The following is a 23,989-nucleotide window of genomic DNA, read 5'->3' as shown; positions in this document are numbered from 1 at the left end:
ATACATTTAGTATAAAGCTTAGGTCTTCTTGTTTTACCTAACAAAAATGTAAGAAAGTGGCTGATTTCAAACAGCTGAATCTTTCTTGTATAACAATGTCAAACGCGTCATCAAAAAGTAGAGGAAAGCAGCGCTACTCGCGATTGCCTGAAAATAGATCGGTTGAAACAGACCTTTGAATACAAGTAACAGTACGCCACCGAGTAATAAGGCGATGCCTTGATTCAGGAGGAGGTGTGTTATCCAAGGTAGTGGACGTGAGCGAAATCGGAAGTAACGAATCGCGTCAGTCAGGATGCCACCGACCGTGATGACGATCGCAAACGACAGCAAGGTTTCGAAGACACCTGGATAATAGCCGACGTCCGGATCGGGCTTGAGACGTGGTGACGACAGGAGGTGTTGATAAAGCATCAAAAAAATCCAATTACTCATCAGTAGTCGAAATGACAGACGCATCATGGTACTCCTCCTTCCCGGTTTTCATGACGATGAATAGACGGGTGATCATTACATATAAACAGGCAGCGACTACGTTTCCGATGAAAAATAGCGCGGGAAGTGAACTGAACAAGATGAACACACCGGCAAACACGAAGACCGTACCTTGATGAACGAGGAGATGCGTCATCCACGGTAGCGAACGTTTCGTGAAGCGGACAGCTACTAGCATGTCAGCAATCACGGTACCGCTGAAGAATAATAGCATCACAGCATCCAACTGTTCATTGACGAGCTGCACCGCGTGAGACAAACACGGAACAATCATCGTCATCGAGCCAAACAATTGGAGAAACAGAAAAAAGCTGAAGACGGTCCGACCGAACCACCCGAACAGATAGGGGAGGAATGACGGATACTTTCGCGCCGACTCGGAGACGATGAAATAGAGCAACGCTACACCAGAACAGAATAAGATGAGAACGAGCGAAAACGAATTTGGTTGCATGAGCAGATAGAGGACGATGCTTGCGAATAACGCGATGATTTGATTGAGGATGATCCGTTTTACGAAAGAAATATTCGAACGAAATAACAGGCGTGGAAGTCCTTCTGTCAAGAGTGCGCCGGTCAGAATGGCGGGACCGGCAAACAATAGACCAATCATAAAGAAGTCAGTTAAGGAAGTGCCGTATATTGCTGGATCACCCATCTCAAACCCAGCAATGAGTGCATACAAGAAAGCGAACAATATCGCGGAAATGAAACTGTTCTTTACGATAGATAACATGAGATAAGCCCTTTCCGACTGACGTTCAAAATAGTTTATACCAATACAATGTCAGGTCAATATGTGGATTGGCGAATTGTTTTAAACTATCGACACCGCCGAGCACGAAACCTTCTCGTTCGTAAAAACGGCAAGCAATCAAGTTATCGTCCTGTGCTTCGAGTGACAGACCACTCAACTCACGTTGCTGTGCCCATTTTGACGCAGCGACAAGCAATTGGTGTCCGACGCCTAGTTTACGAAACGCTTGTTTGACCGCGATGTTTTCGATGTAGGCGAAACGGTTCCAGTCACGAACAAGACGAATCTGTCCGACACAAGAAGTGCCGGAAAAGGCGAGGAGGACGATTCGATTCTCGTTTTCGATATACGTCGCCCAATCGAGTCGATCGTCAGGGAAACGGGTTTCAGTAGCGGTTTCATAGAGTTCTTCCGTATAAGACCATGCGGTACCAGAAAACTGCGGAACGATGCGTCCGATGATCGGGAATGGATCGTTGGCATGATTGACGAATGGAATGCTCTCGAACGATAGCGGTTGAATCGTCAGCTTTTCAGTCTCTTTCATTGTCATCCTCCTTCTTTCTATAGAGATCTACTTCACACTATTCATCATCTCCTACAGACTGAGCATTGTCACGAGGAGAGATGCGAGAACAGGTCAATTTTCGAATGAACCAGGTTTTAATTTTTCTAAAAAAGGAATTGCTTCATCAGGAACGAATACATAGTCAGAAGACGTTGAAACAGTACAGAAAGACAGCAGTAGAGGACGTGACAACATGAATATGGATACGGTCAATCAGTATCTCGATGCCTATGGATATGGCGTTATTTTCATTTTTTTATTTTTTGGCATTGTCGGGATTCCAGCACCGGAAGAATCCTTACTCGTCCTGATTGGTATCTTAAGTGGTCAAAACGAAGAACGTTTAATTTATTCAATCTTGACCGCGTATGCTGGGACGTTCGTCGGTATGCTGACGGCATATGGAGCGGGGCGCTTCTTCGGACCGACCGTCCTACGGTACGGTCGATTCCTCGGATTGACGAAGGAACGCTGGGAGCGGGTGTCAAACGGCTACATGGAACGAATCAATCGAACGATCATCGGCGGTCTTTACATTCCGGGGGTGCGGCAGATCAATCCGTATTTTGCAGGCATGAAGCGGATTTCGTTCGGTCGGTACTTCTTTGTGTCAGCAATCGGTTCCGCGCTGTGGGTCGTCCCCTTTGTCTTACTCGGTCACTTTGCAGGAAAGACATTTCATATCAAGCCGGAAGTCGTACCGTATTTCGGACTTGCCTTACTCGTATTGTTCCTGCTCGGAGTGCTCGTGAAATGGCTCAAGCGGAAGCGACTTGAGAAACGCGTCGTTTCAGGGAAAAACGAAGCGGGAAAAGAAGACTAAACGTTACTTCTTTTTTGAAGGATCGTCGGAACAGTTTGAAGGAGTGGACAAACGATGCAAAAAATAGTGATCTTTCCTTTTTTAAGGATGCGATCCGGTCATCATCTGGTTGCCGAAGCGATCGCCGAACGACTGCAAGGTCCAGGGGTTGAAGTCAAGGAAGTAGAATTGCTCAGTACGATCAGCCCGTTTGCGGAATGGGTGACATCGAAGTTTTACCTGAACTGGATCCGACACTTCTCAAACGGCTATAGCCGTTTTTATCACCAGCATATTGCCGGACGTTCGAGCAATGCGCGGTCGACAGGGTGGACGTCGCATTATTTCCAACAACAGATGTTACGGATCATCCAGACGGAACAACCGGACGTCATCATCTGTACACATGCGTTTCCCTCCTATCTCTTGAATCAATTAAAGGAACGAAACCTTTGTGACGTACCGGTCATCAATGCCTATACCGATTTATTCGTCAGCCGCGTCTGGGGAAAGACGCATATCGAGTATCATCTGTTGCCGAATCGTGAGGCAAGGCAAGAATTGCACGAGCATCATGCTGTACCCATTGAGCGCTTGTTCGTGACGGGTATCCCCGTCCATCCAGCAATCGCTGGCGGTTCCATTTTTCGCTCGACGCAGTCACGCAAACAAATTCTTGTCGCAGGTGGAAACGGTGGACTAGGTCAACTCGAGACCTTACTGACGCAGATCGAACAATGTCCAGAAGCAGATTTCCATGTCTTATGTGGGAAGAACCAAACATTGTACAAACGACTAGCTTCGCGACGTCATCCACATATCCATCCGCTCACCTATATCGATTCACGGGATGAGATGAATCAGCTGTATGAACGAATGAATGCGATCGTTACGAAACCGGGTGGCGTGACGGTCAGTGAAGCATTCGAAAAACGTGTACCGTTGTTCATTCAGCACGTCCTACCGGGACAAGAAGAGATCAATCGTACGTATTTGATGGAGAAAGGACTTGCGTTCGCATTTCATCAAACGGATACACTCGCGGACGTCATCCGTCGGACGCTTGAGAACCCAGACGTCATGCATGCTTGGCAACAAGCAGTCACAGTGTATCAAAATGATCGCGTCATGGCCGATCAGCGGTTCTTCGCGGAACGGATTGCGGGTTGCCTGCAAGACCGTCGCCGAAAAGTAAATGAATAAAAGGGAGTTAGTTTCTATGCGTTCACGTCTTATCACAGCAGGAATTCTCGCGACACTCGCCTATACGGTCGTCCCGTACGTGGCATCACGCGTCTTTGGATGGCGCGTGACAAAATCACTGAACTCACGATACGTCGCCTTAACGTTCGATGATGGTCCAGATCCCGTCTATACGGCAGAACTGCTCGATCTCTTAAAACAAGAAGGCATTCAGGCGACGTTTTTTGTCGTTGGTCATAAAGCAGAAGCACATCCGGACCTCATTCGCCGGATACACGACGAAGGGCATCAACTCGGTATCCACAATTACGTCCATCGACCGAACTGGTCGATGCGACCGTCGACGGTCCGGTCAGGAATCGAGCGGACGGCTATGATCATTGAACGGATCACCGGTGAACGTCCGACGGTCTATCGTCCACCGTGGGGTGCACTCAATGCCGGAGATGTCCTCTGTCCAACCGCTTACAAGATGATTCTCTGGTCGAAGATGGCGGAAGACTGGAAGGTAGAAGGCGGGACAGTAAAAATCAAGAGGCTACTATCGAATGTGTCAGAAGGAGATATCATCTTGCTCCACGATAACGGGGATACGTTCGGCGCGGACCCACAAGCACCTGTGCAGACGATTGAAGCGCTTCGTGAACTCTTGCCGAACTGGAAAGCACGCGGCTTACAGTTTCGTCGCATTGATCAAACGTAAAAAAAGAGGAGCTATCCGGTGCCGGATAGCTCCTCTTTTGCATGGATTATGCTTCGCGTGACAAGTCCTCATCTTCTTGACTATGATGGAGAATCAAGCGCCGCACGACGAACGAGCGTAAGAATAGGATGAAGGTGATGACCGGAAGCAGTAACCACCAAGATTGCGTCAAAAATAAGTCATCGAACGTCGTGATCATGACGAAATGACGACCAATGTAAAGCCACATGAAAAAGGAACTGACGAATAGAATTGCTTCCGATGTCGTCATGAACTCAAACTCATTTTTCATTGAACTACTCCTTATGGATGGATTTGGTTTGTTTTACACTATCCACCATATCACAAGACCGATACCAATGCCCCAACAACCTAATACGAACGCTAGACCATAACGTCGGAGCAATGGAAAGGAACGCGTTCCTCGTTGTTCAAGTCGTCGTTGTGCTTGTGTCAAGATCTCTTTAGGAATCGAACGGATGATGAAGTAGATACCGAGTGGAACGAGTAAGAGATCGTCGAGAAGACCGATGACAGGCAGAAAATCTGGTATCAAGTCGATCGGACTGACAGTATAGGCGATTAAGGCGATGATTCCCCATTTGATATGACGAGGTAAACGAGGATGTTCGATGGCATAAGAGAGGACTGATAATTGTTGCTTCATCCGTCTAGCGATGCGTTTCATTCGCTCTAACATAGGCGAGTACTCCTTTCTTATGAGCGAACCGGTTCCCGTTCGTTTGTCGTGACGGCTGCCTCGTCATCCGCTTCATACAGAATGACACGATTTCGTCCTTGTTCCTTTGAGGCATATAATGCGTCGTCCGCAAGAATATTCATTCGTTGAATGGCGATATGTTTTCCGTGAGCGATCCCGACGGATGCCGTGATGGCAATCGACGGGGATCCGTCGAGCTGAAAGTGTGTGTTCGCGATCCGTTCTCGAATCCGGTTAGCGACTTTCGTGACTTTTGGAGGCGTGAGATCATAGATGAGGACCATGAATTCTTCGCCGCCAATTCGAGCAGTGATATCATGCGGACGTGTCTCTTCCTGCAAGATTCGTGCAAACTGTTGCAAGACGAGGTCACCGTTCGCATGACCGTACGTATCGTTGACATGCTTGAAATGATCGATATCGAGCGCGAGCACATTGTAGACGCGTCCTTCTGCTTCAAGCAATGTCGTCCGTTCGTCCCAGACACGCCGATTGTACAGTCCTGTCAAGTGATCGAGTTCTGCTGATTGTTTATAACGCTGGACCTGTTCGTTGAGCAACTGAAAGTCGATCGTCAAGAGACTCGATAACAGTCCAACTGCAAGTCCGATCGTCCACGTTGAAGCAAGTAAACGAAGAGCGGCGTCACTGAAGCCGAGATTGATCGAGACAGCGATCGAGATCATAAACAATGACCAGACGTTCATGATCAGGTTTTGCAAGAGCGGTCGATGGAGTAACCGCTTATGAATGAAGTACATCCCGGTGCTGATGCCGAGGACTGCGAGAAAGGCGACGATTGATTGCGGGGTCCAGCCGAAGTAAAATCGAGAACAACCGATGATCAGCGTCGCAATGATGAGAGGCGAACGAACGCCATAAAAAGCGAGCAGGACGAGCGGTAAATGACGTAAGTCCATCCGTAACGATTCATTGACTGCAATTCCTTTAAACATCAATAGCACACCGAGTAGTCCGGTCGCAAGACCAACGATGAGAGACTTCATTCTGCTCGATGCGAGGCGTTGACTATAGATGATTTTAGCGATTAAATAAAAGCCGGTGAAGGCGATACAAGCATTCAATAACAACTCGGCAATGAACATGAGTTCCACATCCTTGAGTATGATACTTTCACGATAGCAGTTTGATAAGGGATGTCAACGAGAGAGACTCAAAATTTTAAAGATTCAGGAAAAGTCTTTCTTGATTGAAAGTATTTGGTAAAATAAGAGAGCTTCAGGAAAAGGGAGGGATGAAGTGAAATTAAAACGTCTTATGATTGAGGCACGGAAACTCGACGGACGTCCGCACTATTCGTGGGATGGATATGTCCTAAAGCAGACAAAAGACTATCTACTCGTCGCGAATATTCCAGGGCGGACGCTTCATCATCATCGTCGCGCAACCGTTTATACATACGACAACTATAGTCTCGAATTCTATCCGTTTGAAGCTGATTTCACGGTTGGTCTCGATATAGAACGGACGGGAGAGATGAGCTATTACTGCAATATCTGTCTTCCGTCAGTCCTTCAAGATGAAACATTATCGTTCATCGATCTGGATCTTGATCTCGTCTATCGAAACGGAGTGTGGCAAGTCGTCGACGAGGACGAATTTATGGAGAACCAACGGCTCTATCACTATCCGGTCGAATTGATTGAACGAACCCGTGCGTCATTGCTGAACCTTCAAGAACGGATCGCGCAGCAACAGTTTCCGTTTGACGGCTATTTAGATGCTTTCATCCCGACCGTCATGAACATGAATGATGGAAAGGATACCCAATAAAAAACCACGATATCACGCATTTAGTCTGTTCGCTTTTTGTCGCAAGACGTTTGAGTCAGTCTATACGTTGACTCTCTTGATCCTATCATTAAAGCTTAAAGCTAGGGGTCCTCCTGTATGTCTCGTCTTAGTAGAGTAATCCGGTGTAGTTCAATGAAACATCCTGCAGTGAGATTAACGTCGTCTACTTAATAATATGGAAGTCGCTGAACCTTCGTTTGTGATCCAAGCGTACTTTAAACAGCGTACTTTAAACAACGAACAAACGGCTTGAGTCCGGTAAAGTACCGAATTCAAGCCGTTTTAAGAGACATTCGTTCATCTGTTAACGATTCATTCATGAAGTAACAATATGTTTCTTCATCATGTATTGCATGCAATTAAAAAAGGCACTGATGGCTAGTGGGATGATGACGATACTTATTCCTACAAGCACTAATCCAGGAGCATCATCTAACTGACCTATATAAAAGAATACGGGAAGAATAGAAATCGCTAAAACAGCAATCACGAGGAATGCCTTTTTAATGCTATTCGACGATGAAGAAATACGAATAGCCGCGTCCTGACTTTTTGTAAAGGCGCTTAAAATGCGGAAACCGTGAAAAATAGAAGCCAATAGCGGTATAAGAGCAATATAAGCAACGATCAATACGACATATCCTGGTTTTTCAAAAATGATTGAACTCTTGATTCCGTTCAGCAATGTAGGGATTGCATAGCCCGCTAAACCCAGTAGACCAAGAGATAGTACAAATAGGCATGACTTTAGTAAAAAAACACTTAACTTTGGGGGATTCATGGTAGCAATCCTTCTTTCCATATGACTTTTCATTTAATGATCTATGTAAAGTGTATGATGAAATACGAACTATTACGTAAGCCTTTAGACTGATTTTGTAACGATTAATATAAAGCTAACCGCATTACCGCGTTCTTTAGATATCAATATGTTTAAGTGTCATTGTGATAAAAAATAAAAAATGTAAAAGAGAAGTAAAGGGAGGTATGATGAATGAAAACGATTCGTTGTCACCGTGCATTTGGAGTCTATGGCTTATTAATGAAAGAGGATGCTTTACTCGTAATCGATAAAAATGGTGGACCGTACATCAATCGCTATGATTTACCAGGGGGTAGCCTAGAAGAAGGGGAGACACTCGCTACGGCGATGCGCCGTGAGTTCACAGAAGAGACAGGGCTTGAGGTAGAGCTCGAACGACAGATCGGCGTCGCTGACTTCAAGCTCCCGTGGGACTGGCGGGAGTTCGATGAAGTCCATCATATCGCCGTCTTTTATCTCGTTCGACAGACCGGTGGAACGCTTGGCATTCCCGAGCAATTCGTCGGACAAGACTCACTCGGTGCGCGTTGGGTCAAGGCGAGTGAAGTTTCAATCGACAATGCGTCACCGCTCGTACTTGAAGCATTCCGCTGGATTGAGGAACAACAACTCGATCTTGAGGTACGACACTTTTCGAATTGGGATGTCTTAAAATGAATCGAAGCGCTCTTCGCATGCGGAGAGCGCTTTTTCATGTTCAATTGGCTAGCGCAGCGTCGAGTCGTCGTTTTTGATGCCGGTGATGCGCGAGATGGTACGAGACGAGGGCATACCACTCGGCAGCGTTCAACCAGCCCATCCCACCGTGTTGCGTCTTTTGATCAACGGGTGTCGCCTGAGCAATCGTTGCTAGCGTTACGTGACGATCAATCAGTTGCAACCAACGTGTCCTTATTTGTTCAACCTGATCCGTCTCATCCGGTGGTGCGTTCATCGCATCCGGTAACCGGATCGGTGTCGCCGGAAATGCACCGACAGCAAATAACTGTTCGCCGAACGGTGACTTTCCGGACGTGGTCACGGGTGCGAACCGGCACGACTCGACTTCATCCAAATACTCATGACTGACGACGATCAAATGATCGTACATTTGACTAATCGACCACGTGTCATGATCGAGATGATGAATCAACGCCTCCGGCTCATAGCGATCAAGTTCTTGTAGATAATAGGTGAATAGTTCGTTCATCCTGTCACTCCTCTCAAAAAATATCTTCTTCACTCTTTTCGAACAATCTTCGACTTCTTCCTGTCATATTTCCTAGAAAGGAGGAATCACCATGCAAGCTCCATATCTTCCGGTTCCCCATACGCTCTTACGGAGCGGGACGGCATTCGCGTCCGTCCATGAAAAAATGATCTACCTGATCCTTGAAAGCTTCAGTGGTCAAGATGGTCAAGCATTTCCGTCCTATCAGACGATCGCCGATGCTGTTCCGTGCAGTAAATCGACAGTCAAGTCGTGTATACAGTCCTTGATCGCAAGTGGTCGGATCGAGAAAGTCGAACGGTTCACGAAACACGGAGGACAGACCTCAAATGCTTACCGTGTCCTGCCCCGTGTTGACACACCGTCCCCGGCGAGTCACGAGACGACTGCCTCCGAGGTTTCTGCTGACTCCGAAGAAGAAGTCTTGAAGAAAACGACTTTAAAAAAGGAACTGGTGCAGCAGTACGAAACGAATCTAGGTAAAGCGACACCACGAATCGAGCAGGAATTGCTACAGCTTGCATCAGAGCATCCGATTGAGCGAATCCAGTATGCGATCGAAGAGGCAGCGCGAGCGAACAGTCGTCATTTCGGTTACATCGAACAAGTCATCAAGCGTCTCGCGACCGGATTACCAGCTGAACGACGGAAACGAATAACCAAACGTTCAAGAAGAGAAACTTCATTATTTCAATTACCGAATTGGATAGAACAAGAAAGAACAGCGCAACGAGCATATGAAGCACACCAGAAGGAGAACCAGATCATACCTGACGACGTCGAAATTGCTGAACTATTACAAGGACTGACAAGGGAGGGAGCCTGATGCAACTGGAAGAAATACTCCGACGTGCCAATCAAAAACTATCCGTTCCGGGCATGCATCCGTCTGTCGTCCGGATCGCGCGTGACGCGATTCGAGAGCTGTATCCGCATGGGATCAAACTCGGTATAGCACAAAGCTTTCGAAGCATCGCGGAACAGAATGCGTTGTATGCAAAAGGACGGACGACACCAGGACCCATCGTGACGCAAGCCCGCGGAGGACAATCGAACCATAACTTCGGTGTAGCAATCGATGTCTTTCTCTATCAGGATGGGGCAATTTTCCTTTCTCCGCCAGACGCGCGACTCCGGCGGATCGTTGTAGCGATGAAACGACGCGGAATGGACTGGGGAGGTGATTGGTCTCGTTTTCCTGATTACCCACATTTTGAACTGTACGATCATGTCAGTCTTGCCCGCCATCATGTGCCAAAACCGGGACACTATCTACGGGAGCGCATCCAAGCACCGGAACTCGTCCGAGCCATCGAAAAACGCTTGGGTCTTGTGGTGACAGGAATCTTTGATGCCCGATTGACGCACGCCGTTCGAACGTTCCAACAGACATGTCGTCTAGTCGCTGACGGGATTGTTGGTCCGCAAACATGGCGTCGTCTCTTTCCAGTGTCACCATGATTCGTCTTCAGGCGTGGATCCGCCTCTTGATTCCGCTCTATGTCTTCCTTGAGTTACTCTTACCGACGCTCGGTTTTACAGCATTGCCAGTGTCGTCAAGTGACGTCGAACGGTTCGTGACGGGTCTGATCGGACTGGTTGGTCTACTCGTCGCTTGGTGGAAGAACAATGACGTGACTGAGCGGGCAATGAGACGAAGGCAGGCACAGGAACAGTTGGAAAACACATCCTTGACCGATTAAGAAAGCTGGAAGCGTTTGGAATGTGTCGGCAACGGGCATTATTTCATACAAACGACTAACAGTTTGATTTCAAGACACCGATAGAAGGGATAGACTTTAGTCAATTAGAAAGAGAAAGAAAGGTCGGTCTTTTTGTGAAATGGTCAACGTTGCAGCGCTATTTGTTTTTGGCACTCTGTGCGCTTTTGTTTACAAGCGTTTGGAGCTATCAAGCTTTCCTGAAAATCGAACGAGAGAATGCACGCATCTTAAACGAGGCGATTCCGATCTCGACGGAAGCAGCGGAGTTGTTTCCGGCGTTGCTAAATCTTGAACTGGTCGTTCGCAGTTACATCCTCACACCGAACGAAGCGGATTTAGCCCAGTATGATCGGACGATTGATCGGCTTGATCAAACGGTCAAGCGACTCAATCAACTCGATGAGAATCATCCAATCATGCGAAAACTCGTCCGGACGGAAGTGATTCCCCGGATCGAGACGGCAGTCCGATTTTATGATGCCCAACTGGCACTCGTTCGAAGCGGGGATCAATCAGCCGCTGAGGCAAAGCGCTATCAAGGGATGCAGTTCATCGAGACGTTTCGCCCGATCGATGCCCGTCTACGGACGGACGTCAACCGAATCATTGCTGAAGCAACGAATCGTTCCGAACAAGCATCGAGTGCTGCGAAATGGGTCATCGTTGTTGTCGCAAGCATTGCCGTTCTTGTCTTGATTGCCTTCATCCAGACGTTTCGGATGGAACGCAGTAAACAAGCCTTGATTCATCGTTCGCTTCACGACGCCTTGACCGGCATCCCGAATCGACGGGCGTTCGATGAACGATTGGAGCAACTCCTCGAAGAAGCCAAACAACAGCAGACACCACTCTCCCTGATTTTGATCGATGTCGATGCCTTTAAGTCGTATAATGATACGTATGGTCATTTAAAAGGGGATGAATGTTTAAAAGAAGTCGCCCGCGTCTTGAAGCGTCAAGCACGGCATGGGCAAGTCGCACGGTACGGTGGGGAGGAGTTCACGGTCTTGTTGTCGCGTGGAGCAGAAGAAACCCGGCACATTGCAGAACGAATTCGTCAGGACATTCTCGATTTGAATATCGTACATGAACGCTATGAACCACTTTGTCGGGTCAGTGTCAGTCTTGGCTTGACGTCGCTTGTACCCGGAGCAGAAACGACGGAAAAAGAGGTGATCGACCAAGCCGATCAAGCGTTATATCGGGCGAAAGAGAATGGTCGGAACCAAATCAGTGACATGGCAGGGTAATGCATAATCAGATGGGAATGAAGAATGCTGATACAGGTAGGATTTGTTTTTGAAAAAACGCAAGATATGGAACACGCTGTTCGAATGGTCTTGGATGCATTTCATTCAGATATACGATGTCTTAGATACAGTTACGCGACGGATATCGATGGATCACATTGGAATGAGGAAAAGGGTCTTCCGAAAGACTGGCGTCCATTACTGAATCATCATTACGGGAATGCCTCGCTCGTCTTCTTAGCGTATCATGGTTTAATAACAGTACCGGTTCGAATGACGATTGAAAAAGAGCCTGACTGCTTTGGTTTTCGATTCGGTTTTCAAGAAGAGAAGTTAATTCCGTTGACGACCGACCAGCAAGAATTGATGTTCATGGAGGACATGCAAAGGATTGCTGACAGGTCAAGCGCTCTGTATGCCTTTTGTGATTTTGATGCGGAAATCGAGCATGCGATAACAGAACGGGAACACATCAATCGAGAATATGCGATTGTCTATTGGTCGCAGCAACAGACTTTTTTGAAGAATTCTTGGAAAATCGATGGTTTTACCAGCCGATGAACATAAAAATACCCCGCATGAGAGTGTACTTCTCATGCGGGGTATTTTTATGTTCATTGTAAAATAACGCAATACGATCGATCGGAAATGAGAGGCGCCGATATGACATAGACCGCTTTGACAGGAACACCACCGACACGTGCATCGAGTTGTTTGAGCTGGGACCGAATCTTGCGGCTTAAGCCATAGCGTGTTTCAGTACTGAGCTCATCGACATCTTCTTGGACGTGCAAGAGAAGTTGGAACGGTTCAAGTGAAAAGATTGAAAAATCACAGGAAATCCGCGGATCCTCGAATTTTTCATTCAATTCCTTCTTGATGTAATAGGCTTCTTGTGCACTGATCATCTTCTCTCACCTCACTCTCCTGGTTAAACGACTTTTTCTCTACTATAGTCTATATTACCCAGTTTTCTGGCAACTAATCGTCTGATTTTGAAAAATAGTCAATCCAAATCTTAAAAACCTTTGGAACCTTCTTTCAAGATGTCATCCTACTCGACAGCAAAAGAAAAACCGCCGAGCTTCAATGAGCAGGGCGGCAGGATTCAAGAGATCGATGATTGAACTTGGCATGTCCGAAGATACTGCTCCATCGCTTGGGCGAAGAAGGTCAATTGATGCGTCGAGATGACCGGTACCTTCCCATACCGCACTTCAAAGTAGAGCGGATCAACAGGAGATGGGAACGCAATCCGATCAAACCATTCCGTTACCGTCTCGTGGGTCCGGCGTTGTAAGAACAGTGGCAATTGTGCATTAAAGTGAGCGAGTTGTTTTCGAATTGAGTCAGCAGGCAGGTCTTTTGTCTCATAAATGAAGATTGGAAATCGTGGCGGAAGCACGTACCCTGATGGATTGATACGAGGTCGACGCAACCACTGGAGATAATGCCAGAAAAACCAGCTACAAAACAGGAGAATGAGACATAGTATGAGAAGATAAGGAGGTGTAGTCACCGAAGAATCGAACCCTGTCCGGAACCATGGAGCTGGTGGATCGACTTCGCTCATCGTGACCGTGCTCTCGCCATAAGACGTTCCTTCTTCGATCGTATCGAAGATCGATTCCTTTGGACCGCAACGGTCGACGCAATATGTATTCGTTGCTGGATCAATTCCTCCAAGCAGTGACGTATAGAGCGACGGGACAAATTGTTGCATGATAAGTAGTAGTAGACAGACAAGTGGAATAAGAAGCAATAGGCGAGTGCGAAGCGTTTGCACGATAGGGACACCTCCTTTGACGAGTACGTTTAACAGACTTTCGCTACACAGTATAGCAAAAGTAGAGAGGGAATATTTTGATTTTTTCAAAAAATAGTCATTGATTTAGAAAGGAATGAACGAGATGGATTTACGATCGAGTTACCAAGAAACGACGAAACGTTTAGATGGACATGGTAGTCGGACGGTCGGCGTGTTACAAGAAGCGCTACGAACTGTCTCGGCTGATCAACCAAGTGACATCTATGGCAATGGCGAATTAATCAAGACGTTCGAGCGCAAGATGATAGACTTACTCGGGCACGACGATGCGGTCTTTTTCCCGAGTGGCACGATGGCGCAACAGATTGCGCTACGTATCTGGTCGGATGAACAGGACAATCGTAAGGTCGCGTATCACCCGCTCTGTCATCTCGAAATCCATGAACAGGACGGCTTAAAGAAATTGCACGGGATCGAACCAGTACTAGTCGGAGAAGCGGATCGGTTGATGACGATAGACGACGTCAAAGCTTTGCCGGACGTCAGTTGTCTGTTACTCGAACTGCCGCAACGCGAACTCGGCGGATTGCTTCCGTCGCGTGAAGAACTCGAAGTGATCTGTGCGTATGCCCGTGAACGAGGAATCCGTCTTCACTTGGACGGTGCCCGTTTACTTGAGGTCTTACCGTATTATGAGGCAGAAGCAAAGGACATCGCGCAACTGTTTGACAGTGTCTACATCTCTTTTTATAAGGGACTCGGCGGCGTCGCAGGAGCAATCTTAGCTGGACCAGAAACGTTTTGCCAAGAGGCACGGATCTGGAAACGTCGCTACGGCGGTGACTTGATTAGTCTATATCCGTATATTCTGTCTGCCGATCATTATTATGAACAACGAAAAGACGACATGGCAGAGTACCATGCAGCCGCAAAGGAGCTTGCGAGCAGTTTGAATGCGATTTCGGGCATCTCGACTCGTCCCCTAGAGCCAGTCTCGAACATGTTTCATCTCTACTTCAAGGCAGAAAAAGCAGTCGTCGAAGAAAAATTGATTGAAATCCAGTCGAACGGAAAAGTTGGTATCGCTGGTTATCTCGTTGAGAAAGATAGCGGCTGTGCGACGGAAATCAACATCGGCGACAGTTTTCTTGCGTTGACGCCTGACGAGCGTGAAACAGTCTATCGTCAATTGACGGAGGCGTTCTCAGAGGATTGAACAACATCAGGAGAGGGAATCGTAGGATGAAGGAGACGATAGGTGTCGACTTTTTCTGCGATCATTCGCTCCGTTTCTTGTAATGCTGCTAGTTGTGCTAAGACGTTCGCATGGTGGGCTTCAAGCAATGCGAGCCGTTCTTGCGTCGTATCCTGCTCGCCGTGAGCAAGAAACAGCGTCACGTAAGAACGGATTTGCTCGATCGGCATATGCGTTACGCGCAAGCGAAGGACGAACCGAAGCCACGTCACATCTTGGTCGTCGTATCGACGTTGACCGTTCTGGCGCTTCGGAAACAGTAGCTCTTCTTTCTCGTAATAGCGAATCGTATGGGCACTCGTATCGGTCAATCGACTGATTTCAGAAATCGTATACATACATCTCACCTTTCTGCTTGACTTAGAGTTCACTCTAAGGATTAGACTCTCACTATACCAAATCAAAAAGGGGATATGCTACATGAAGTACACGGTCATTACAGGAGCAAGTTCGGGGATTGGATATGAGACGGCAAAACTACTCGCAGGAAAAGGGAAATCACTCGTTCTCGTCGCGCGACGGACGTCTGAGCTCGAAAAACTTCGGGATGAAGTCAAACAAATCTCACCAGATAGTGATGTCATCCTCAAGTCGGTCGATCTCGCAGATAACCAAAATGTCCATGATTTATATGAGGGACTAAAGGAACTCGACATCGAGACGTGGATCAACAATGCTGGATTCGGCGATTTTGATCTCGTCCAGGACATTGAGCTCGGGAAAATCGAGAAAATGCTTCGCTTGAACATCGAGGCGCTGACGATTCTATCGAGTCTGTTCGTCCGCGATCATCATGACGTTGAAGGAACGACACTCGTCAATATCTCGTCAGCAGGTGGCTACCGGATCGTTCCGAACGCGGTCACGTATTGCGCGACGAAGTTCTATGTCAGTGCCTATACGGAAGGGCTAGCGCAAGAACTGCAAAAAGGTGGGGCAAAACTGCGGGCGAAAGTACTGGCACCAGCTGCGACAGAGACAGAGTTTGCGGATCGTTCGCGCGGCGAAGCAGGGTTCGACTACAGCAAGAACGTCAAAAAGTACCATACGGCGGCTGAGATGGCAGGCTTCCTGCATCAGTTGATCGAAAGTGACGCGATCGTCGGCATCGTCGACGGTGAGACGTATGAGTTTGAATTGCGTGGTCCGTTGTTCAACTACGCAGGATAAAATAGAACAAGGTCCCTTTTTCGAATGAGAAAGGGACCTTGCTTATGTAATCATGATCGATACGAATTTCAAGAATGAATCAAAAAAGGAAATCCATCATTTATTTTTTAAAGAGTTTTTTTGCTAATTTCCATACGACATAGACGACTGCGCCAATGATCAGAAGATTCATCAAGGCACCAAAAATCATGAATTGTCCCACGAGTTAACCACCTTTACATACTTTTTTTGGAGCGATAAGTATTCTATTTACGTTTTCGCTTTGAAAACCTCAAACTGATAAAAAATAACGCCATCAGCACGATAGCGATGTTCACGGCTAACGTTAATCGCTCATTTTCAATCACTCGACCATTCAAGAGATTCAAGATGATAACAAGCAACATAAATGACAATAAAAAGTATGTTATGGATTTATTTATCATGAACGACTTCCTTTTTTTGTGTTCTTGTATTAGTTTAAATATATCGCGGATTTTAAAACAAGGGGAATCAAGTTGTACGAAACATGTCAAAACAATGAAAGTAACGTCAAATGACCATTGGAAAAGAGGTGATCGAATGAAAAACATGATGTTCTTAGGACTCGTCGTTTTCTTACTCACGACGCTCTTTTCACTGCATTACGGGCTACAGCTCATCAGTGATACGACGCTGAAAATATCTTTGTTGGCTTGACTGATCGTAGTATTGATTGCGCGGAAAAAATGGAAGATTACGTTCTCTACGGCGGAATGATCTAAAGAACGTATGAAGAATCGGTAGAGAGAGAATGAGCGTCAATAAATTTTTTGACTGGAAAATCAACTTAGATGATGAACTGTATGCTGTCATTGATGAGAAGGCGAGAAAAATGGTAGTGATGGGGGACTTCATCGAACTGACTGCGGTCTTGTGGTTGGATCGAAATGATGTCCTTCAGTTAAAGCCGACATGGGATTGTGTCATATCCATCGATGATGCTACAAAACAAATTACGATTCGCTCGGCAGAATCACTGAACATGAAAGAAGAATGTTAAGAGGTACATAAATCGAGTCCATTCGTGCAATCGCTGAATGGGATCGATTGTTATTTAAAGTACGATGTCTACTTTAATTCATGTTGAACGGAGCCAGTCACTTCAACATGATGCTGGTCGTATACAGTCGTCAGTACATGATCTTCGACGATTTCATAGTTGTATGTATAGTCTGGTTCATTCGTGTATTTGATTTCCAGCACGTATCTTCCGGTCTTAGACTCAAAGACCGTTTCCTTTTTTGAAATATCTTGTTCGTATCCTGATTCAACTAACATTCGTTCAATCTTGATTTCGGTCATCGTTTTAGAAACGAAGAGGTAAGTCGGATAGGCAGCTATCAAGATGACGAGGACGATAAGTGTATAGATGAGTGGACGTACTTCTTTTTTCATACAATCACATCCGTTCCGATGAAATGAATAGAGAAGCTAGGTATTCTATATTGAAGATGAGGAGAGATGTGTGATGGGAAAAAACAAAGACGAGATACCGTACTATATGAGGAACGTTCCGTTCTTCTTCCTAACGGCACTCCTCGCACCCATCGCGGTACTACTTGTACTGCTCAATTGGGATAAGCTCTCTACACAATTGAGAAATAACCATTTAACGTTCTCAATCCTAATGACCATGTTATATATCTCAAAAATACTGCCTGACGGTTTATTTAAAATCATATTCGCGGTTTTTACGTGGACGTTGATTCTTTTCGTGACATACATCTACTTCGGTGGCTGTAGAAAAGGAGGGAAACCATGAGTAAGTATCATTTATCGAGCATTCGGTTAGTTCTCATTGTCGTCATCACATCGTCAATCTTGTATTTTGGATTCGATTGGGAACTCGGGTATGGCATTATCTGGTTGATTGGTTTAGTAGGATTTACGATTTATCGCAACTTTGAGGCTGCTCGGAACGAGAGAATCGAAGCGCAAACGAAGAACGATTGATTTAATCTGAAGTCCATCGTTCTTTTTAAATATGACCCCACAGAATTAAATCTTCGAAGTGCTCATTATCTTCTTCACCGACACACTAAAATTCATCTGCTTTTACGACAAATAGACCGTTGGATGAGTCCGACGGTCTACGCTCGTTATTTGTCGTACTATAAAATACATATTATCGTGTTAGAACATCTTATATCCCATCCGTTTTGCCTCGATGAAAGCAACAGCAAGAAAGGCGAAGACCCCCCGAAGAATCCATGCTGCACCATGTCCGACGAGTAAGGGATCCGTTCCATACAGAGATGTGCCCCACGTTAGAACGATTCCGTCTAAGAACGTAGCCACTAACAGTCCGAGACTGACATCCGGCACCATCTGTTCAGCACTTAAACGAGCGACTTTTTTTATGATGATGACGGAAATCCACGAGACTGCTAAACCAATCAGGAAGGCAATCACGTTTCCAGCGTTTTCGAACATACCGATTCCAGATCCGAATCTGACTGACAGGGCACCGACGAACCAAAACGCTACACCAAGTACGACCAAGACGATAGCTTGTTCTTTCGAAAATAGAGGGGGATTATTATGTGTCATTTTTATTTCCTCCTTAAAATTGTAGTATTTACTACATAAACAAATGTAGCATCTACTACGCTTTTTGACAATGCCGTAGTGTATCGTTTGTAAATGTCATAATATTTTGATTGAAATGATCTCGTTTTAGCGAAAAATCAACTTGGATAATCGCTGATTCATCTATAAAAAAGGTCAATTGATGACGATAGATAGGTACAGATTGTTCTCTTGAAAAACTGTCTTAGTACATGAATGATACATAGAAGGAGTTAATGACACTATGAATGAAATTTTACCGAGACCGCTACGCTCGCCAGCGATTTTGTCGAGCCTGGAAGCAAACGTCGCGATGATTTATTTTGATCGCCAACGACGTGTCGTCGACGTCAATGACTTGTTTGCGAAAACGATGAAGTATAAGCGGGACGAGATGATTGGCCTACAGCACCATACGTTTTGTACACCAGAATTCGCGAACAGCCGTGAGTATCAAGACTTTTGGACACGCCTGTTTTCGGGATTCAGTACAGCGGATAAAATCAAACGAGTCGATGCCCGGGGCGACATCTTATGGCTTGAAGCAACCTACATGCCGATCTTTGAGGGAGAAGAAGTCGTCGGCGTCGTCAAGATCGCGAGTAACATCACGGACCGGATCGATCGTGTACAAGGATATGCGAAAAGCTTCCAGACGCTTGCTGAGGGGTTGAATTTGCAATCGGTTCAAGGATCGAAAGAGGGCACCCAGCTTCAAGAGACGATGACCACGATCGCGAGTGAAACGGCAGTAAACCAACAGACGTTCGAAACGCTGTATGACCAAGCCATCGAGATCACGAAGATTGCTGATACGATCAAGGAGATTGCGGCCCGGACGAACCTGTTGTCTCTGAACGCGGCAATCGAAGCGGCACGGGCTGGGGAACACGGTAAAGGCTTTACCGTTGTTGCCAGTGAAGTCAAAAACTTATCGGATTTAGTCGGCAGTGCAGTTGTCGAAGTACGCACGAATACGGAAACGATGAACCGTCAAATCATGGCGATGATGAAAAAGATTGAAGCGTCCCATCTCGAAGTTGCGTCGAGCCTTGCGACGGTAAAAGAAACGATGCAACGCTTTACTGCGATCGAAGAGGTCGAACGACAACTCGAGCAGCAAACAGAGGATTTTCGGTCGTTTATTTAAAAAAGGATATGGAAAAAGCGATGGCAGTGGGTCATCGTTTTTTTTGTTTAGTCAGATGAGTCGTTTTAGGAGAGTAAAGGCGTGGGATATAACAGATGAGCCCGTTGACCACAGAACGGAGGCATGTTATAATTCAAATAGACGTTTGAATGTAAGGTAAAAGGAGGCAACGTCATGGCACATGATCATCATCACCACCATCATCATACCGACAATAAAAAGGTACTGGGCCTGTCGTTCCTGATCATCACCGCGTTCATGATCGTCGAGGTCATCGGCGGAATTTGGACGAATAGTCTCGCGTTGTTATCGGACGCAGGGCATATGCTCAGTGATTCGATTTCACTTGCGATCGCTTTGTTAGCCTTCCAGTTCTCGAGTCAAGCACCGGATGCGAATAAGACGTTCGGTTCAAAACGCTTTGAAATCTTAGCCGCCATCATAAATGGTGTGACGCTGATCGTCATCGCCCTCTATATTTTCATTGAAGCCATTCAACGCTTCATCGATCCACCCGCTGTCGCAACGACCGGGATGCTGATCATCAGTGTCCTCGGGTTGCTCGTCAACATTCTCGTTGCTTGGATCATGACACGCGGCGGAGGGCATGAGCACAACCTCAACATGCGTGGTGCCTATCTGCATGTCTTAAGCGACATGCTCGGATCGGTCGGTGCGATTGCAGCTGCTCTTCTGATCATGTTCTTCGGTTGGGGATGGGCGGATCCACTGGCAAGTGTCATCGTGGCGATCCTCGTCTTACGGAGCGGCTATTACGTGACGAAGGCATCCGTTCACGTCTTGATGGAAGGAACGCCGAGCGACGTCGACATCGATGAGGTCGTTTCGACGATTCAGACGAACGAAGCCGTCCTCGGTCTGCATGATCTACACATCTGGTCGATCACGAGTGGTTATAACGCATTATCGTGTCACGTCGTCGTCAAGGAGGACATGACCGTCCGGGAGTCGGAGTCGATTCGCGAACAGATTGATCACGATTTAAAACACGTCGGGATTAATCACGCGACGATCCAGGTCGAGACGGATCAGCATGCGCACGGCAATACGTTGTATTGTGACGGTAAACACGAATCGCATACGCATTAAAAAAACGAGCACGCGTCCAAGTCGGACGGGTGCTCGTTTGCTTATGCTCAAATGATCGGCACCGTTGGTAGAAACAGCGTCGCGAACAGACTGATACTCAAGAACATCGAGTATCCGAAAAAGGTCGTTTTGGCATTTCCAGCCGCTCGGTTACCTAAGTACATGAAAAAGACGATGGATAAGAACGTCAAACCCGTCAATACGGACGAGTGGTGTTGATCCGGCGAAGGAGCAAGCGACTGGACAAGATGCGCGAGACCAAGCGGCAGGACGATTAAAAGAAAATAGTAGCCTAGACGTGCCTCGGATGGGACGTCGACCTGTTCCTGTTCGGTTTCATAGTCATAACGCGTTTGCGTTTTCATGGATCTTCACCTCCCTATGCGTTTTAGTATAGCGAATGAACATGTCGGCTCTGTTACAGACGGGTAAGAATGCCTTAACAGACGATGACGATGTGATGACGAAAAAAGAATGGGCAGCAATTGAGAAAAATTGTAAGATAGACAAGAAGTCGTTTTAGGAAAGGAATAAAGCATCATGTCACGTGCGTTTCGTTTTATGTATGTCTCGGATTTGTTATCGACCGTCGGGACGAGTTTCGTCTATATCGCAATCTACTGGTTGAGCGCGGAAGAGATCAGTGCTTCTGGCGTCGCCCTGATTGCGACTGGTGTATTCTTGATTCGTTTTCTCGTTTCAACGTTCGTCGGACCATGGATCGACCGGTTCGTCAGTGCATCGTTGTACCAAATGTCGTTGCTCATTCGATTGCTTGCACTTGGTATTACGTTAGCAGGAATCGGGATGACGGACGTCGTCCTGCCGTGGTTACTCGGCTTACTCGTCGTTCAGACGATTTTACAAATCATTGGTGGCAATGCCGTCTTCACATGGGTCGTAGATTTAGTCGAAGATGATCAATTACCGCAAGCAAATGCGTATCTCGCAACGATTGAACGAATCGGGACGTTAAGCGGATTCTTGCTTGGTGGGATGATGATCGCCCGTTTTTCGATTGCGAGTATCTTATGGCTTGATCTTGGTCTGCATCTCGTCGCATGGTTACTCGTTCGACATATGTCAGGGCAAGTCGCAGAAGGGGCGCGTCAAGGATCGTACCGCGAAGCGTTGCTCGAAGGGATCAGTCACGTCGTCCGTGACGGTCGCCTGAAATGGATCCTCGGTTGTGCGATCCTCGCAAACTGGATGATCACACCAATGAATACCTTACTTGCACCATATGCGAAGAATGTCTTGTCGGGAAATGCCCAGACGTTTTCTGCACTCGAACTGGCGACGGTGATCGGGGGAATCGCGATGTCGCTCCTTTACGGAAAATGGGTCGCCTCCGTACGACAAGATAAGCTGTTTCGTTTTGCCGTCGTCTTGCAAGGTCTTGCGATTGCGATCGTTGCTTATGTCTCATTCGTTCCAGTGGCTGTTGGTGGGTTCGTCTTACTCGGGATGGCGCTGACGCTGTTCGGGATACCGTTTGCGACATTATTGCAACGCTCGACCCCTACGCATTTGCTCGGCCGGGTCCGGACGGCGATGGTCGCTGCATCAACGGCATGTTCCGCGCTCTGTTACGGATTGTCGTCGTACTTGACGTCGTTCTTTAGCATCTCGTTCGTTTTCCTGTTCTTTGCCTTAAGTGGTCTTGTGATGACCAGTATCTGGTTGCTCCTTCATCGTACCGTTTCCTTTACTGAGGTACGACAGGACAAGGTCGGATGAAATATCCGCCTTGAGGTGGAGGTAAGCGGTTTCGCACTCTTATACACTAGAGATAGAAATGAACGATGAGGAGTGGAGTCGATGGAGAGTTTATGGATCACAGCGTTATTGTTTTTGATTCCGATCAGTGGGATGACGGTCTTCTTGAATGTACTGTGGCGCCGAATGGAAACGGAAGGCGTTTCGGAGTAATCATGAACTAAATAGTGCGTCTGCTTACCGATGTTAGATCGGACAGCGGACGCTTTTTTCATTTGAGGCACAAATGGTCGTAGGAGAATAACCTCAGATTCGTTAAATCAACACTTCCCGTGTAAACTGATGTAGTAAGTAGTTTTATAATGTTTCGATTGAACATAAGGGGGATGAATCACCATGAAAGCAATCATTACAGGTATGAACGGAACGGTAGCACCTGTCGTTGCGGACGTCTTAGCAAAGCACGACATCGATACAGTCGCTTGGGATCGGACGAAAGTCTCGACGACTGACGAATCCGCGATGCGAACGTTTTTAGAAACGGAACGACCGGATTATTTCTTGCATATCGGGATGGGGTCTGTCAGTTGGACGGAAGCGCTCGTCCGCCTGTGCCAAGAGTATAAGATTCCGTTTTTCTTCACGAGTACGGTGTCTGTATTCTCAGACGACGTGCCGGCACCAATCGACAAGGGCGCTGTTCCGGATGCGACCGACGAGTATGGCGTATACAAGATTGCCTGCGAACAAGCGATTCAAGCAATCGATCCACATGCGAAGATCGTCCGAATCGGCTGGCAGATCGGGACGGAAGCTGGTTCGAACAATATGGTCGACTTCTTCACGAACGAGATGAAGCAGCACGGAGTCATTCGGGCGAGTCGGAATTGGTATCCGTCGAGTTCGGTGCTTGAAGATACGGCTGAAGCGCTCGTTACGATTTTACTCGAACAAGAAGCAGGGCTCTATCAATTGAATGGTAACAATCGCTATTCGATGTACGACTTAGCGCGTGCCTTGAATACGCTTCATGCGAAAAACTGGACGATCGAACCGGTCGACGAACCACGCCGCGATAACCGGATGGCGACGGACGTCGTTTTGGTTCGTCCTTTGTCAGAACGATTGCCACTATAATCAAACATCCCGTTCTCCTT

32 protein-coding genes are annotated in these 23,989 nt (G+C 46.9%); 18 read left to right on the top strand and 14 right to left on the bottom strand.

Annotated features, from left to right (window positions below; all coding sequences use genetic code 11):
* Positions 1 to 66: 66 nt before the first annotated feature.
* From B3G15_RS15405 to B3G15_RS15395, 3 genes are read right to left on the bottom strand one after another with little or no spacing between them, the layout of a single operon-like run.
* Positions 67 to 462, bottom strand: a complete 396-nt coding sequence (locus B3G15_RS15405; RefSeq protein WP_156772506.1) for a hypothetical protein — start codon at positions 460 to 462, stop codon at positions 67 to 69.
* Positions 428 to 1,231 carry a hypothetical protein gene (locus tag B3G15_RS15400; protein WP_290722219.1) on the bottom strand — a complete coding sequence of 268 codons (804 nt, stop codon included), beginning with the start codon at positions 1,229 to 1,231 and terminating at the stop codon, positions 428 to 430. Before B3G15_RS15400 ends, B3G15_RS15405 begins: the two co-directional genes overlap by 35 nt.
* Before the next feature lie 25 nt (positions 1,232 to 1,256).
* Positions 1,257 to 1,799 (bottom strand): GNAT family N-acetyltransferase, encoded by a 543-nt coding sequence (locus B3G15_RS15395; RefSeq protein ID WP_290722218.1) that lies wholly within the window; start codon positions 1,797 to 1,799, stop codon positions 1,257 to 1,259.
* Positions 1,800 to 2,013: 214 nt separating this feature from the next.
* On the opposite strand from B3G15_RS15395, the gene B3G15_RS15390 reads away from it, so the two are divergent.
* Genes B3G15_RS15390 through B3G15_RS15380 form a run of 3 tightly spaced genes read left to right on the top strand, consistent with a single transcriptional unit; the run spans position 2,014 to position 4,528 of the window.
* Positions 2,014 to 2,643, top strand: a complete 630-nt coding sequence (locus tag B3G15_RS15390; RefSeq protein WP_035408181.1) for a DedA family protein — start codon at positions 2,014 to 2,016, stop codon at positions 2,641 to 2,643.
* Between the two features lie 54 nt (positions 2,644 to 2,697).
* Positions 2,698 to 3,825, top strand: coding sequence for an MGDG synthase family glycosyltransferase (locus B3G15_RS15385; protein WP_290722215.1), 1,128 nt, complete (start codon positions 2,698 to 2,700; stop codon positions 3,823 to 3,825).
* Positions 3,826 to 3,841: 16 nt separating this feature from the next.
* Entirely contained in the window at positions 3,842 to 4,528 is a 687-nt protein-coding gene (locus tag B3G15_RS15380) for a polysaccharide deacetylase family protein (protein ID WP_290722213.1), read from the top strand.
* A 46-nt stretch (positions 4,529 to 4,574) separates the two neighbouring features.
* Here B3G15_RS15380 and B3G15_RS15375 read toward each other — a convergent pair whose 3' ends face one another.
* The 3 genes from B3G15_RS15375 to B3G15_RS15365 are packed head-to-tail and all read right to left on the bottom strand — an operon-like array spanning position 4,575 to position 6,355.
* A complete protein-coding gene (locus tag B3G15_RS15375) occupies positions 4,575 to 4,820 on the bottom strand; it encodes a hypothetical protein (protein WP_290722212.1) in 246 nt (81 codons plus the stop codon).
* Positions 4,821 to 4,853: 33 nt separating this feature from the next.
* A complete protein-coding gene (locus B3G15_RS16020) occupies positions 4,854 to 5,228 on the bottom strand; it encodes a YkvA family protein (protein WP_414651125.1) in 375 nt (124 codons plus the stop codon).
* Between the two features lie 17 nt (positions 5,229 to 5,245).
* Entirely contained in the window at positions 5,246 to 6,355 is a 1,110-nt protein-coding gene (locus B3G15_RS15365; protein ID WP_056061157.1) for a GGDEF domain-containing protein, read from the bottom strand.
* Positions 6,356 to 6,509: 154 nt separating this feature from the next.
* Between B3G15_RS15365 and B3G15_RS15360 the strand changes: the two genes are divergently transcribed.
* A complete protein-coding gene (locus B3G15_RS15360; protein ID WP_056061160.1) occupies positions 6,510 to 7,043 on the top strand; it encodes a DUF402 domain-containing protein in 534 nt (177 codons plus the stop codon).
* A 337-nt stretch (positions 7,044 to 7,380) separates the two neighbouring features.
* On the opposite strand, the gene B3G15_RS15355 is transcribed toward B3G15_RS15360, so the two are convergent.
* Positions 7,381 to 7,845, bottom strand: a complete 465-nt coding sequence (locus B3G15_RS15355; RefSeq protein ID WP_035408172.1) for a hypothetical protein — start codon at positions 7,843 to 7,845, stop codon at positions 7,381 to 7,383.
* 213 nt (positions 7,846 to 8,058) lie between these two features.
* Between B3G15_RS15355 and B3G15_RS15350 the strand changes: the two genes are divergently transcribed.
* Positions 8,059 to 8,544, top strand: coding sequence for an NUDIX hydrolase (locus tag B3G15_RS15350; protein WP_069940596.1), 486 nt, complete (start codon positions 8,059 to 8,061; stop codon positions 8,542 to 8,544).
* A gap of 40 nt (positions 8,545 to 8,584) precedes the next feature.
* On the opposite strand, the gene B3G15_RS15345 is transcribed toward B3G15_RS15350, so the two are convergent.
* A complete protein-coding gene (locus B3G15_RS15345) occupies positions 8,585 to 9,076 on the bottom strand; it encodes a DinB family protein (RefSeq protein ID WP_290722207.1) in 492 nt (163 codons plus the stop codon).
* Between the two features lie 91 nt (positions 9,077 to 9,167).
* On the opposite strand from B3G15_RS15345, the gene B3G15_RS15340 reads away from it, so the two are divergent.
* The 5 genes from B3G15_RS15340 to B3G15_RS15320 all read left to right on the top strand — a co-directional run bounded on the left by B3G15_RS15340 (position 9,168) and on the right by B3G15_RS15320 (position 12,632).
* The gene (locus B3G15_RS15340) at positions 9,168 to 9,923 is read left to right on the top strand and encodes a helix-turn-helix domain-containing protein (RefSeq protein WP_069940598.1); all 756 of its coding nucleotides are present in this window, start codon (positions 9,168 to 9,170) and stop codon (positions 9,921 to 9,923) included.
* The gene (locus tag B3G15_RS15335) at positions 9,923 to 10,558 is read left to right on the top strand and encodes a M15 family metallopeptidase (RefSeq protein ID WP_069940599.1); all 636 of its coding nucleotides are present in this window, start codon (positions 9,923 to 9,925) and stop codon (positions 10,556 to 10,558) included. The genes B3G15_RS15340 and B3G15_RS15335 overlap by 1 nt, the downstream gene beginning before the upstream one ends.
* Positions 10,555 to 10,800, top strand: a complete 246-nt coding sequence (locus tag B3G15_RS15330; protein ID WP_069940600.1) for a phage holin — start codon at positions 10,555 to 10,557, stop codon at positions 10,798 to 10,800. The genes B3G15_RS15335 and B3G15_RS15330 overlap by 4 nt, the downstream gene beginning before the upstream one ends.
* 134 nt (positions 10,801 to 10,934) lie before the next feature.
* Positions 10,935 to 12,071 (top strand): GGDEF domain-containing protein, encoded by a 1,137-nt coding sequence (locus B3G15_RS15325; RefSeq protein WP_069940601.1) that lies wholly within the window; start codon positions 10,935 to 10,937, stop codon positions 12,069 to 12,071.
* A 24-nt stretch (positions 12,072 to 12,095) separates the two neighbouring features.
* Positions 12,096 to 12,632 (top strand): Imm64 family immunity protein, encoded by a 537-nt coding sequence (locus tag B3G15_RS15320; protein ID WP_069940602.1) that lies wholly within the window; start codon positions 12,096 to 12,098, stop codon positions 12,630 to 12,632.
* A 53-nt stretch (positions 12,633 to 12,685) separates the two neighbouring features.
* Here the strand turns inward: B3G15_RS15320 and B3G15_RS15315 are convergent, their stop codons facing one another.
* A complete protein-coding gene (locus tag B3G15_RS15315) occupies positions 12,686 to 12,979 on the bottom strand; it encodes a hypothetical protein (protein WP_029341604.1) in 294 nt (97 codons plus the stop codon).
* Positions 12,980 to 13,179: 200 nt separating this feature from the next.
* Positions 13,180 to 13,857: a hypothetical protein gene (locus B3G15_RS15310; RefSeq protein WP_069940603.1), complete on the bottom strand. Its 678-nt coding sequence runs from the start codon at positions 13,855 to 13,857 to the stop codon at positions 13,180 to 13,182.
* Between the two features lie 124 nt (positions 13,858 to 13,981).
* On the opposite strand from B3G15_RS15310, the gene B3G15_RS15305 reads away from it, so the two are divergent.
* Positions 13,982 to 15,055, top strand: coding sequence for a threonine aldolase family protein (locus B3G15_RS15305; RefSeq protein ID WP_069940604.1), 1,074 nt, complete (start codon positions 13,982 to 13,984; stop codon positions 15,053 to 15,055).
* Here B3G15_RS15305 and B3G15_RS15300 read toward each other — a convergent pair.
* Positions 15,025 to 15,432, bottom strand: a complete 408-nt coding sequence (locus B3G15_RS15300) for a MerR family transcriptional regulator (protein WP_069940605.1) — start codon at positions 15,430 to 15,432, stop codon at positions 15,025 to 15,027. The genes B3G15_RS15305 and B3G15_RS15300 overlap by 31 nt on opposite strands.
* Positions 15,433 to 15,514: 82 nt before the next feature.
* Between B3G15_RS15300 and B3G15_RS15295 the strand changes: the two genes are divergently transcribed.
* Positions 15,515 to 16,264 carry an SDR family NAD(P)-dependent oxidoreductase gene (locus B3G15_RS15295; protein WP_064300902.1) on the top strand — a complete coding sequence of 250 codons (750 nt, stop codon included), beginning with the start codon at positions 15,515 to 15,517 and terminating at the stop codon, positions 16,262 to 16,264.
* A gap of 853 nt (positions 16,265 to 17,117) precedes the next feature.
* On the top strand, positions 17,118 to 17,285 hold the full coding sequence (locus tag B3G15_RS15290; protein ID WP_290722201.1) for a hypothetical protein: 168 nt from the start codon (positions 17,118 to 17,120) through the stop codon (positions 17,283 to 17,285).
* 68 nt (positions 17,286 to 17,353) lie between these two features.
* Here B3G15_RS15290 and B3G15_RS15285 read toward each other — a convergent pair whose 3' ends face one another.
* Positions 17,354 to 17,680: a DUF3139 domain-containing protein gene (locus B3G15_RS15285; RefSeq protein ID WP_069940608.1), complete on the bottom strand. Its 327-nt coding sequence runs from the start codon at positions 17,678 to 17,680 to the stop codon at positions 17,354 to 17,356.
* A gap of 363 nt (positions 17,681 to 18,043) precedes the next feature.
* Here B3G15_RS15285 and B3G15_RS15280 point away from each other — a divergent pair, with 363 nt between their 5' ends.
* Entirely contained in the window at positions 18,044 to 18,238 is a 195-nt protein-coding gene (locus B3G15_RS15280) for a hypothetical protein (protein ID WP_069940610.1), read from the top strand.
* Positions 18,239 to 18,418: 180 nt separating this feature from the next.
* On the opposite strand, the gene B3G15_RS15275 is transcribed toward B3G15_RS15280, so the two are convergent.
* Complete coding sequence (locus B3G15_RS15275) at positions 18,419 to 18,835, bottom strand: hypothetical protein (protein ID WP_069940611.1); 417 nt, start codon at positions 18,833 to 18,835, stop codon at positions 18,419 to 18,421.
* Positions 18,836 to 19,097: 262 nt separating this feature from the next.
* Between B3G15_RS15275 and B3G15_RS15270 the strand changes: the two genes are divergently transcribed.
* Entirely contained in the window at positions 19,098 to 20,003 is a 906-nt protein-coding gene (locus B3G15_RS15270) for a methyl-accepting chemotaxis protein (protein ID WP_069940612.1), read from the top strand.
* Between the two features lie 174 nt (positions 20,004 to 20,177).
* Positions 20,178 to 21,113, top strand: a complete 936-nt coding sequence (locus tag B3G15_RS15265; RefSeq protein ID WP_058705061.1) for a cation diffusion facilitator family transporter — start codon at positions 20,178 to 20,180, stop codon at positions 21,111 to 21,113.
* Between the two features lie 47 nt (positions 21,114 to 21,160).
* Here B3G15_RS15265 and B3G15_RS15260 read toward each other — a convergent pair whose 3' ends face one another.
* On the bottom strand, positions 21,161 to 21,478 hold the full coding sequence (locus B3G15_RS15260; RefSeq protein WP_023468204.1) for a hypothetical protein: 318 nt from the start codon (positions 21,476 to 21,478) through the stop codon (positions 21,161 to 21,163).
* Positions 21,479 to 21,653: 175 nt separating this feature from the next.
* Between B3G15_RS15260 and B3G15_RS15255 the strand changes: the two genes are divergently transcribed.
* Complete coding sequence (locus B3G15_RS15255) at positions 21,654 to 22,853, top strand: MFS transporter (protein WP_069940613.1); 1,200 nt, start codon at positions 21,654 to 21,656, stop codon at positions 22,851 to 22,853.
* Positions 22,854 to 23,228: 375 nt separating this feature from the next.
* A complete protein-coding gene (locus B3G15_RS15250) occupies positions 23,229 to 23,969 on the top strand; it encodes a sugar nucleotide-binding protein (RefSeq protein WP_069940614.1) in 741 nt (246 codons plus the stop codon).
* Positions 23,970 to 23,989: the final 20 nt, after the last annotated feature.

Origin of the sequence: Exiguobacterium sp. UBA1053 (assembly GCF_002316465.1) — a bacterium.
GTDB lineage: Bacteria > Bacillota > Bacilli > Exiguobacteriales > Exiguobacteriaceae > Exiguobacterium_A > Exiguobacterium_A abrahamii.
This window is presented reverse-complemented; position numbering and strand designations above follow the sequence as displayed.

Bases quoted from the DNA above. Each gene is read 5' to 3' on its own strand.
- B3G15_RS15315 (WP_029341604.1), bottom strand. From the start codon at position 12,979: ATGATCAGTGCACAAGAAGCCTATTACATCAAGAAGGAATTGAATGAA.
- B3G15_RS15255 (WP_069940613.1), top strand. From the start codon at position 21,654: ATGTCACGTGCGTTTCGTTTTATGTATGTCTCGGATTTGTTATCGACC.
- B3G15_RS15385 (WP_290722215.1), top strand. From the start codon at position 2,698: ATGCAAAAAATAGTGATCTTTCCTTTTTTAAGGATGCGATCCGGTCAT.
- B3G15_RS15390 (WP_035408181.1), top strand. From the start codon at position 2,014: ATGAATATGGATACGGTCAATCAGTATCTCGATGCCTATGGATATGGC.
- B3G15_RS15305 (WP_069940604.1), top strand. From the start codon at position 13,982: ATGGATTTACGATCGAGTTACCAAGAAACGACGAAACGTTTAGATGGA.
- B3G15_RS15280 (WP_069940610.1), top strand. From the start codon at position 18,044: ATGAGTAAGTATCATTTATCGAGCATTCGGTTAGTTCTCATTGTCGTC.
- B3G15_RS15295 (WP_064300902.1), top strand. From the start codon at position 15,515: ATGAAGTACACGGTCATTACAGGAGCAAGTTCGGGGATTGGATATGAG.
- B3G15_RS15350 (WP_069940596.1), top strand. From the start codon at position 8,059: ATGAAAACGATTCGTTGTCACCGTGCATTTGGAGTCTATGGCTTATTA.
- B3G15_RS15285 (WP_069940608.1), bottom strand. From the start codon at position 17,680: ATGAAAAAAGAAGTACGTCCACTCATCTATACACTTATCGTCCTCGTC.
- B3G15_RS15345 (WP_290722207.1), bottom strand. From the start codon at position 9,076: ATGAACGAACTATTCACCTATTATCTACAAGAACTTGATCGCTATGAG.
- B3G15_RS15375 (WP_290722212.1), bottom strand. From the start codon at position 4,820: ATGAAAAATGAGTTTGAGTTCATGACGACATCGGAAGCAATTCTATTC.
- B3G15_RS15265 (WP_058705061.1), top strand. From the start codon at position 20,178: ATGGCACATGATCATCATCACCACCATCATCATACCGACAATAAAAAG.
- B3G15_RS15405 (WP_156772506.1), bottom strand. From the start codon at position 462: ATGATGCGTCTGTCATTTCGACTACTGATGAGTAATTGGATTTTTTTG.
- B3G15_RS15290 (WP_290722201.1), top strand. From the start codon at position 17,118: ATGGTAGTGATGGGGGACTTCATCGAACTGACTGCGGTCTTGTGGTTG.
- B3G15_RS15365 (WP_056061157.1), bottom strand. From the start codon at position 6,355: ATGTTCATTGCCGAGTTGTTATTGAATGCTTGTATCGCCTTCACCGGC.
- B3G15_RS16020 (WP_414651125.1), bottom strand. From the start codon at position 5,228: ATGTTAGAGCGAATGAAACGCATCGCTAGACGGATGAAGCAACAATTA.
- B3G15_RS15380 (WP_290722213.1), top strand. From the start codon at position 3,842: ATGCGTTCACGTCTTATCACAGCAGGAATTCTCGCGACACTCGCCTAT.
- B3G15_RS15400 (WP_290722219.1), bottom strand. From the start codon at position 1,231: ATGTTATCTATCGTAAAGAACAGTTTCATTTCCGCGATATTGTTCGCT.
- B3G15_RS15395 (WP_290722218.1), bottom strand. From the start codon at position 1,799: ATGAAAGAGACTGAAAAGCTGACGATTCAACCGCTATCGTTCGAGAGC.
- B3G15_RS15335 (WP_069940599.1), top strand. From the start codon at position 9,923: ATGCAACTGGAAGAAATACTCCGACGTGCCAATCAAAAACTATCCGTT.
- B3G15_RS15300 (WP_069940605.1), bottom strand. From the start codon at position 15,432: ATGTATACGATTTCTGAAATCAGTCGATTGACCGATACGAGTGCCCAT.
- B3G15_RS15250 (WP_069940614.1), top strand. From the start codon at position 23,229: ATGAAAGCAATCATTACAGGTATGAACGGAACGGTAGCACCTGTCGTT.
- B3G15_RS15355 (WP_035408172.1), bottom strand. From the start codon at position 7,845: ATGAATCCCCCAAAGTTAAGTGTTTTTTTACTAAAGTCATGCCTATTT.
- B3G15_RS15260 (WP_023468204.1), bottom strand. From the start codon at position 21,478: ATGAAAACGCAAACGCGTTATGACTATGAAACCGAACAGGAACAGGTC.
- B3G15_RS15320 (WP_069940602.1), top strand. From the start codon at position 12,096: ATGCTGATACAGGTAGGATTTGTTTTTGAAAAAACGCAAGATATGGAA.
- B3G15_RS15275 (WP_069940611.1), bottom strand. From the start codon at position 18,835: ATGACACATAATAATCCCCCTCTATTTTCGAAAGAACAAGCTATCGTC.
- B3G15_RS15330 (WP_069940600.1), top strand. From the start codon at position 10,555: ATGATTCGTCTTCAGGCGTGGATCCGCCTCTTGATTCCGCTCTATGTC.
- B3G15_RS15340 (WP_069940598.1), top strand. From the start codon at position 9,168: ATGCAAGCTCCATATCTTCCGGTTCCCCATACGCTCTTACGGAGCGGG.
- B3G15_RS15270 (WP_069940612.1), top strand. From the start codon at position 19,098: ATGAATGAAATTTTACCGAGACCGCTACGCTCGCCAGCGATTTTGTCG.